This is a genomic window from Paenibacillus naphthalenovorans (assembly GCF_900099895.1).
Taxonomy (GTDB): domain Bacteria; phylum Bacillota; class Bacilli; order Paenibacillales; family NBRC-103111; genus Paenibacillus_G; species Paenibacillus_G naphthalenovorans.
This window is the reverse complement of record NZ_FNDY01000087.1, coordinates 1-1,601: the sequence shown is the minus strand read 5'-3', so window position 1 is coordinate 1,601 and position 1,601 is coordinate 1. Positions and strand designations below refer to the sequence as shown.

The 1,601-nt window shown below is 49.3% G+C and carries 1 protein-coding gene; it reads right to left on the bottom strand.

Annotation, left to right across the window (positions count from 1 at the left end):
- The coding region (locus BLT35_RS26055) for an IS5 family transposase (protein ID WP_074730241.1) at positions 1 to 1,478 on the bottom strand (1,478 nt) is incomplete at its 3' end.
- Between the last annotated feature and the right edge of the window lie 123 nt (positions 1,479 to 1,601).

The window sequence follows — 1,601 nt, the reverse complement described above, 5'->3', positions numbered from 1 at the left end:
ACTGTTAAGCTCGTGTGAGCATTGCGGGTGCAAATTCGGCCCAGACCCAACTTGCGTTTGCCTTCGCCGAACTTTCCTTCTATCGCATTGCGCTTTGCCGCGTCTTGCTTCTCTTGTTTTCGATCATCGGCGTCACGTTGCTCTTTGGAAGGCCTGCCAAGTTTTGGTCCGCTTAGACGAATTCCGCGTTCCTTGCAGTAGTTCAGGTTTTCACGATTGCGATAGATTTTATCGGCCAGAATGACGGCGGGGTAATACCCAAACCGCTGTTTGTATGCTTCAACCGAAGCCTGCAGCGTGGTCGCCTCGTTGAAGTTGTCCCATTGTACCGTTTCGATCCAGGTGTAGCCATTCACCAGGCTGGTGGCGATTTTAGCGCCGAATTCCACGTTAGCGCCGGCTTTGCCGCGGACGATCGGACGAACATGCGGTTGTTCGATGCTCACAATGCGATCCGGTATGGTATGTGCCTTGTTCTTCATCATCTCGCGCTGCTGACGGTATAACTCCGAGATCACGAGAAGCTGGCGATATTGTCTTTTGCTCAGTACGGTAAGAGGTGTGTGTACCATGAGTCCTTCAATGATCCGCAAATCTCTGCCCACGTAGCCGAGTTGCTTCTTGACGGCTTTTCGAATCACTTTGGCTGACGCTTTTCGTTGCTTGGATACGCTCAGGAACTCTTTTCGGGCTTGCTCGCGGTAGGTTCGCGGCTTCTCCATCTGCCCGATAAGCGGATGGTGCAACACATCAATGATGTCTTCCAGAATTTCACGGGCATGGTTCAAAAGCCCCAGATCCGTCGGATATTTGATATCCGCTGGCGCGCATGTGGCATCCAGCATGAGGCTTCCCTTATTCGTGACGTTCGCAGTCTGTTCGGACGCTGGCGGCAAGACATGGAACCGCTTCGCTGTGTTCCGGGTTTTCTTAGCCGTGACTGGAACTTCTTCGGGTGCGGTGAGAGCTTCTCCCGCCTCCACCATGGTCAACTGAGAACCGCCAGTATCGTCGTCATCATTGTCTCGTCTCGATGATTTCTTGGATTTGGCAGCCTTTTCTTGTTCCGCTTTCAATGCCGCTTGGGCAATCCAATCGTTAACCTCGGCAATGATCTCGATGCCCAGTCGTTCCCTAAAATGCGTCATGAGTGAATGATGAAACGGTTCTTCATCCACATATTCCGTGTGGCCAATGAAGAACTGCAAATAGGGATTCTCCCGAATCTGCTGTGTTGTCTCGCGATCACTTATATTCAAGCGTTCCTTGATGATAAGGGAGCCAAGTGCGACACGAACGGAATATGCCTTTTGGCCGATGACAGGAGACTGAAAGGATTTTGAATATTTCTCTTCCACTTTATCCCAAGGAATGAACGAAGCTAACAGAACCCAGCGATTTGAAGGATTTAATTTTCCTCCAAAGGGCAAATAGAACTTTTCCAACAAATCCGCCATATTCCGATTAAGCGTGTACAATTTCGCTCACTCCATCTGCAAGGTTTTTTACCGATTTTCCATATTTCCCTTGCAGATAAATTCGACAGTAATGGTGAGAAATCCTTGTTGATTAAGAATTTTTGGTTTATTCAGCAAGCCCTA